Genomic DNA, 7,543 nt, shown 5'->3' on the forward strand with positions numbered 1-7,543 from the left:
GTTCTCATAGCTGAACAGGTACTGTTAAATTCCTAATTCGGCTTTAACTGATGCATTATTGACAAACATACTACTGTAATGATTAACTCTGCGCCTTCCCCCGTTAGTAACCGTAAGCCTTCCAAAGTAGAAGGTATCAAAGAAAATAGTAATTTTTTGCGTGAACCTGTAGCTACTGAGATTCTTCAGGACACAACTCACTTTAGTGAAGATGCAATCCAGATTCTCAAGTTTCACGGGTCTTATCAACAGGATAACCGTGATAATCGCACTAAAGGACAAGAAAAAGATTATCAGTTTATGCTGCGGACAAAAAATCCTGGTGGATTAGTACCACCGCAGCTGTATCTGGCTTTAGATAAGTTGGCTGATGAATATGGTAATCATACGCTCAGAGCTACTACTCGCCAAGGATTTCAGGTACATGGTATTCTGAAAAAGAACCTCAAAGCAGCGATCGCTACTATTGTCAAAAATTTAGGTTCAACTTTAGGCGCTTGTGGTGACATCAACCGCAACGTCATGGCTCCCCCAGCCCCCTTAAAAAATCGCCCAGAATATGAATACGCCTGGGAATATGCCCAAAATATTGCTGATTTGCTCTCTCCCCAAACCGGCGCTTATTATGAAATTTGGTTAGATGGGGAAAAAGCCATTAGTGCCGAAGAACATCCAGATGTTAAAGCTGCACGACACAGCAATGGTAATGGCACTATTGTTCATGATTCCGTAGAACCAATCTATGGAACTCATTATATGCCTCGCAAATTTAAAGTTTGCGTCACGGTTCCAGGTGATAATTCCGTTGATTTATATTCCCAAGATTTGACTTTGGTTGTTATGACCAATAAAAAAGGGGAATTGCAAGGTTTTAACACCTTTGCTGGTGGTGGTTTGGGAAGAACCCATAATAAAGAAGAAACCTTTGCCAGAATTGCTGACCCCATTTGCTATGTAGCCAAAGATGATGTTTATAATTTCGTCAAAGCTGTAGTCGCCACTCAAAGAGATTATGGCGATCGCACCGACCGACGACACGCTCGGTTAAAATATTTAATCAATGATTGGGGTGTAGACAAATTCCGCACCCAAGTTGAAGAATATTTTGGTAAAACTGTAGAACCTTTTAAACCTTTACCCAAGTTCAAATATCAAGACTTTCTCGGCTGGAATGAACAGGGTGACGGTAAACTGTTTTTGGGTATTTCCATTGAAAACGGTCGGGTTAAAGATGAAGGTGCATTGCAACTCAAAACCGCTTTACGGGAAATAGTTGAGAAATTCAACCTCCCCATTCGGCTGACAGGCAACCAAAATCTGCTATTTTACGAGATTGCCCCAGAAGATAAGGAAGCAATTCAAGAGATTTTAGACCGTTGTGGTGTAATTGCTGATCCTAGCCAAATAGCAGCCTTAACTCGCTTTTCTATGGCTTGTCCTGCTTTACCTACCTGCGGTTTAGCAATTACCGAATCCGAACGGGCAATTCCGGGAATTTTAGAAAGAATCCGGGCTTTATTAGATAAATTAGGTTTACAAAAAGACCATTTTGTGGTCAGGATGACTGGCTGCCCTAATGGTTGCGCTCGTCCTTATATGGCTGAATTGGCCTTTGTGGGCAGTGCACCGGAATCTTATCAAGTATGGTTAGGTGGTTCACCAGATCAAACGCGCTTGGCTCAACCTATCATTGAGAAACTGCACGACAATGATATAGAGAGTTTTCTAGAACCGATATTTATCTACTTCAAAAAATTCCGCAAAGGGAAAGAGAGTTTTGGTGATTTTTGCGATCGCATGGGTTTCGATGCTATCCGTGAATTTTCAGCCACCTATACACCCGGAGAACCCACCAGTAGCGGTAAATCACGTCATCGGGTCAGTCTGAGAGATGATGTGTATTTACACCTCAAGGAAACAGCAGAAAAGCAAAATCGACCAATGACTGACTTGGTACATGATGCGCTAGATAAGTACTTCCAAAATCTGTAGTAACCCGCAGGTAAAAGTAAGTGCAGAGCAAGGTGGGCATTGCCCACCTTGTATATATAAGGCTTGCTGTTCGCGTAGCGTGCTGGAGGCATTCACCCGAAGGGGGAGGGGGGTTGGGTTCTTGTACTTCATAACACCAGGAATTGCTATAAATCAATGGATTGAGAGGGATAAAAAGTAAATAAGGTGCAAGGAATAAGTCTGAAAACCATCAAAAACCGATCACTTTCCCAGATTCAAGACTATTCTTACCTTCTTCTTCCTCCTGACTCCTATTCCCTATATATGATAATATTTTTCATTTATTAGCTCTTGTATTTCAATCATTTCTTTCATTTAATGAGAAGTATTCTCAAATATTTACTAGAAATTAATTAGAATATTTTATCAATACTGATAGAAAAATTATTTATTAAATAATTATTTTATTATTATTTAATAAATCATAGGCACTACTCTGCTGAGAATCAATACTGCTCGGTTAAGGCTCAAAAGTTATTATATGGTAGGTTGGGTTGAGGCACGAAACCCAACATTATCAAGGATTTTGTTGGGTTTTGCTGTCGCTCAACCCAACCTACATTTCCTTAACCGACAAGTATTGTGCTGAGAATTTGTGTTTAAATTTTCTGTGTTTCTTCCAAAAGTGGATGCTCCCAACCGTGATTAGTAGATGAGGGGAATGTGGGATATAAGTCTAACTATCCTGAATTACTTAAAGCAACTATTTCTCATTTAGGAAGGGAGAATAAAATCTAAAATTTTTGAGAATTCTTCTTGATTCCTTGTACAAATTCATGGTATTTGTTGAGACTGTAGGTTTATTGATAAAACTTCCTGATTAAGTGAATTGGAGGCTAAAGCATTGAAAAATTCAACCTTGAGAAAAGCTTCAGCGGGAGCTTTAGCTTTTATGCTGAGTTCGGGAATAGGACTGAGTGTGAATGCACAAACCAAAACCCTGACTATCTATTCAGGTAGAGGACAAAAACTGATTCAGCCGTTGCTTGAAAAAGCCAAAAAAGATTTAAACTTGAATATACAAGTGCGTTATGGTGATACAGCTGAGTTAGCGATCGCACTTTTGGAAGAAGGCAAAAACAGCCGAGCAGATTTGTTCTTTGCTCAAGATGCCGGTGCTTTAGGGACTCTAGAAAGACAAAAGCGCACACAAACCATTCCTCCCAACTTACTCAACCAAGTAGATTCTCGTTTCCGCTCTCCCAAAGGACATTGGATGGGTATTTCTGGACGCGCTCGTGTCCTTAACTACAACACCAAGCTAGTCAAAAAGAACCAACTACCAAATTCCATTTCGGACTTAACCAAACCACAATGGCGTGGTAAAGTAGGGTGGGCCCCAACTAATGGCTCATTTCAGTCATTTGTGACAGCGATGCGAGTACTAGAAGGAGAGCCAAAAACTCTACAATGGCTGCGAGCAATGAAAGCCAATGGAGTCAAGGATTACCGCAACAACACAGCAATTGTCGAAGCACTAGGACGCGGTGAAACTCAAATCGGTTTAGTCAACAACTACTACCTAGCTAACTTCAAAAAAACTAACCCTAACGTTCCTGTCGCTACTCACTACACCAAAAAAGACGCAGGATCGATGATTAACATCGCCGGAGTGGCAATTATGGACTCCACTAAGCAAAAAGCCGAAGCAGAAAGATTTATTGCCTACCTACTCAAACCGAGTTCACAAACATACTTTGCCAAAGAAACTAACGAATATCCCTTGGTTAAAGGAGTACCAGGTCCAGCGAACCAAGTACCACTCAGCCAGATTAATCGACCAAATCTCAACCTGACAAACTTGAATGATTTGCCAGGAACTTTGGAATTATTACAGGAAGCGGGAGTTTTGTAGAAATTGAAATCGGTTCGCCCTCCATTATTTCTCACATTAGCGGCTGGAGTAGTGGCAATATCCATTGCTCTACCGTTAATTTACTTAGTCATCCGTACTATAGGTATTGGTGGGGATGAGTTATGGAAATTGATATCTCGTCCGCGCAATATCTCCGTATTCTTTAATAGTGCGGCAATGGCAGCAACAGTGACTGTATTTTCTGCACTGATTGCTGTACCCTTAGCATTTTTAACCGTGCGGACAGACTTACCAGGCAGGAGGTTTTGGCTAATAGCGACAACATTACCCCTGGCAGTTCCCAGCTATGTAGGTAGTTTTGCCTTGATTGCAGCTTTAGCACCAAGGGGTAGCTTTTTACAGTTGTTATTAGCACCTTTAGGGGTGGAAGAATTACCTTCTATTTATGGTTTTCCGGGAACAGTTTTAGCCATTACTCTATTTACCTATCCATATCTGCTATTAAGTGTCCGTTCTGGACTGCAAGGTATAGATCCTTCCTTAGAAGAAGCTGCCCAGAGTCTGGGTTATAGCAATCGAGAAACCTTCTTCAAGGTGGTTTTACCCCAATTGAAACCATCAATGATTGCCGGGGGTTTATTGGTAGCTTTGTATGCCTTGCGGGACTTTGGGACACCTTCTTTGATGCGGTTTGATACCTTTACAAGGGTAATTTTTCTGCAATACAAAGCTAGTTTTAACCGGAATTCAGCAGCGGCTTTGTCATTAATGTTGATGGCATTGGTGTTATTGATTTTATGGTTAGAGTATCGAGTGCGATCGCGTGCAGCTTATTATAGTCGTGGTTCAGCTTCCCTACGTCCACCGAAAATCAGCAAATTAGGCATTTGGAAATGGCCAGCCTTTACCTTTTGTCTACTCATTACTAGCTTAGGTGTAGTGTTACCAGTCGGTATCACCTTATTTTGGTTAAGCAGGGGACTAAACATCGGCTACAACTTTCCTAACTTACTACCATCTGCCCTGAATTCAATTTTGGCTGCGGCACTAGCAGCTTTAGCTATCATCATCTTTGCCCTACCAGTGGCAATTTTATCAGTTCGCTTCCCCAGTAAAATTACAGCCATGATTGAACGCTGTTCTTACTTAGGATTTGGTGTACCAGGAATTGTCATCGCCTTATCTCTGGTATTTTTTGGGGCTAACTATCTACCATTTTTATACCAAACCCTACCAATGCTAGTGTTTGCCTATTTAGTGTTATTTTTACCGCAAACAGTAGGAACAGTCCGCACCTCCCTTTTACAAGTCAATCCCCAACTAGAAGAATCAGCCCGAAGTTTAGGAAGAACAGCTTGGCAAAGTTTAAAAGATATCACCTTACCACTAGTGCAACCAGGGATATTAAGTGGTGCAGTCTTGGTGTTTTTGACAGCTATTAAAGAACTACCCGCAACTATGCTATTAGCACCCATCGGTTTCAACACCTTAGCCGTGCAAATTTGGCAAGCTACAGAAAATGTGGACTTTGCTGATGCCGCTGCTGGTTCATTAGCGATGTTATTAGTTTCTACAGGTGCAACTTTATTAGTGTTATCTCAAGAAAATATTAAAAAAGAGAAAATTAATATTCAACCAGAAATCCAAACCAAATTCTAATTTCCTGTCCTCTGTCTTTCCTGTGTAATCTAGCCATGCAACAAGCAATTCTTAAGTTACAGAATGTCACCAAGCAATTTTCTCAAAGTGTTTTTCCGGCGGTAAATAATGTATCTTTAACATTGCAACAAGGAGACATACTGGCATTACTTGGCCCCTCTGGTTGTGGTAAAACTACACTATTGCGATTAATTGCTGGCTTTGAACGTCTGCAAATAGGAACAATTGAAATTGCTGGACAGGTAGTTAGCAATAATTCAATCAACACCCCACCCGAACAGCGTGATATCGGCGTTGTCTTTCAAGACTATGCCCTATTTCCCCATCTCAATATTTCAGAAAATGTCGCCTTTGGCTTAAAAAAATTTAGTAAAGAGCAAAAACAAAAGCGAGTCGCTGAAGTTATAGAATTAGTCAGACTCCAAGGTTTAGAAAAACGCTACCCCTACGAACTTTCTGGGGGACAACAGCAACGAGTAGCTTTAGCTAGGGCTTTAGCACCAAAACCCCAGATTATGCTTTTAGATGAACCATTAAGCAATCTGGATATTCAAGTGAGATTAAGATTGCGGGAAGAAATTCGAGATATTCTCAAATTAGCCGGAACTTCAGCTATTTTCGTTACCCATGATCAAGAAGAAGCACTAGCTATATCTGATGTAGTTGGAGTCATGCAGCAAGGAAATTTAGAACAACTAGGCACACCAGAAGAAATTTATACCCATCCATCATCCCGGTTTGTGGCCGAATTTGTCACTCAAGCTAACTTCATTCCTGCTCGTCGTCAAGGTAATTTATGGGAAACCGAAGTTGGTAGTTTTAGCATCCCAACTGATTTTAACTGCGATACTGGCGAAATTATGATCCGCCAAGAAGACTTAATTTTAAAACCAACTACAGATGCACCTGTTGTTATTACTACCCGACGTTTTTTAGGAAGGGAATATCAATACTGTTTAAAAACCCTTTCGGGAAAAGAGATTCATGCGCGACTTGTAGCGAGTAAAGCTATACCTGTAGGTACAAAGGTAGAATTATCTGTAACAGGTAACAGTGTACACATTTTTCCTGCAAAAGCTCAAATTAGCAGCTTTACGCAATGAAATTAATAACGTAAGTTGCTAGTTAGGGAAAATGTCTGATATGGCTAACGCCACGCTTCGCGAACAGGATATCCAGGATTTAAGGATTTACAGGATTAAAACAGAAAATTATTCACTAATTACCAATGACCAATGACCAATGACCAACGCTAAAAAATAGGTTTTTATTAGGGACTTCTAAATAAAAAACACTCAACCACCTAACGCAAAAATCTCTCAAACCCTTATTCCTCTGTGTCCTCTGTGCCTCTGCGGTTCGTTAATCAGTCAAATCCTCATCTTCATCCTGTTAATCCTTAAATCCTGGAAATCCTGATTCAGACATCCCCAGGATTAAACACCCACTCATCACCAATAATCGCCGCTAACCGTTCCCTGAGACGGGGTATAAAATACTCAGGATCATTTAACCGTTGCTGGACAAACCAATTATCAAATACCTCTTGGGTTTCAACGCCTTGGGCAGATGCCGCACCTGATAAAATCTTGAAACTACGCTGTTGCAACTCCTCTAACTGGGGATGTTCTGCCCCTCGCACTTGACAGAAATAAATCGCAGTTGCACCCAGTAAAGCCTCCATTTCATCGCCTTGGGGTACTAGATTGTACATGGTATATAGGGTATCTACAGTATCGTGCAGAGATACTTGAATTCGCAGACACAACCACACCGCTTGGGCAAGGTAGATCATGCCCTTGGTTTCATCTGTGACACCTAAATTTTTCAAAACCTGGCGTAAATCCATGTAAGCGCGGGCTTGTGCCAGTGATTGGGCAGCTTGCAGGTTGAGTTCTAATTGCTTGGTTTTATTTCCCCTTTGTCCTTCGCAATAAGCCATATTTGCGAGTGTGGTAGCCTTACCCTGGACATCGTTGATGCTTTCCTTAATTTCCAAGGATTGTTGAAAAAGAGCGATCGCACCATTTATATCACCTTGGGTGGCTTTTAATC

General features: G+C 41.0%; 4 protein-coding genes and 1 pseudogene. 4 read left to right on the plus strand and 1 reads right to left on the minus strand.

What is annotated here, in order from left to right:
* Positions 1 to 78: 78 nt before the first annotated feature.
* From sir to VB713_RS20120, 4 genes are all read left to right on the plus strand, one after another.
* Positions 79 to 1,992 carry a sulfite reductase, ferredoxin dependent gene (gene sir, locus VB713_RS20105; protein WP_323313275.1) on the plus strand — a complete coding sequence of 638 codons (1,914 nt, stop codon included), beginning with the start codon at positions 79 to 81 and terminating at the stop codon, positions 1,990 to 1,992.
* A gap of 865 nt (positions 1,993 to 2,857) precedes the next feature.
* A complete protein-coding gene (locus VB713_RS20110) occupies positions 2,858 to 3,868 on the plus strand; it encodes an iron ABC transporter substrate-binding protein (protein WP_323313276.1) in 1,011 nt (336 codons plus the stop codon).
* Between the two features lie 3 nt (positions 3,869 to 3,871).
* On the plus strand, positions 3,872 to 5,488 hold the full coding sequence (locus VB713_RS20115) for an iron ABC transporter permease (RefSeq protein ID WP_323313277.1): 1,617 nt from the start codon (positions 3,872 to 3,874) through the stop codon (positions 5,486 to 5,488).
* 35 nt (positions 5,489 to 5,523) lie between these two features.
* Positions 5,524 to 6,591 carry an ABC transporter ATP-binding protein gene (locus tag VB713_RS20120; protein WP_323313278.1) on the plus strand — a complete coding sequence of 356 codons (1,068 nt, stop codon included), beginning with the start codon at positions 5,524 to 5,526 and terminating at the stop codon, positions 6,589 to 6,591.
* A 317-nt stretch (positions 6,592 to 6,908) separates the two neighbouring features.
* Here VB713_RS20120 and VB713_RS20125 read toward each other — a convergent pair.
* Positions 6,909 to 7,543, minus strand: a pseudogene (locus tag VB713_RS20125) (hypothetical protein); the annotation flags it as partial.

The sequence above is a fragment of the Anabaena cylindrica UHCC 0172 genome (genome assembly GCF_034931625.1).
Taxonomy (GTDB): domain Bacteria; phylum Cyanobacteriota; class Cyanobacteriia; order Cyanobacteriales; family Nostocaceae; genus Anabaena; species Anabaena cylindrica_A.

Coding starts and splice junctions, on each gene's coding strand:
- sir (WP_323313275.1), top strand. CDS start 79: ATGATTAACTCTGCGCCTTCCCCCGTTAGTAACCGTAAGCCTTCCAAA.
- VB713_RS20120 (WP_323313278.1), top strand. CDS start 5,524: ATGCAACAAGCAATTCTTAAGTTACAGAATGTCACCAAGCAATTTTCT.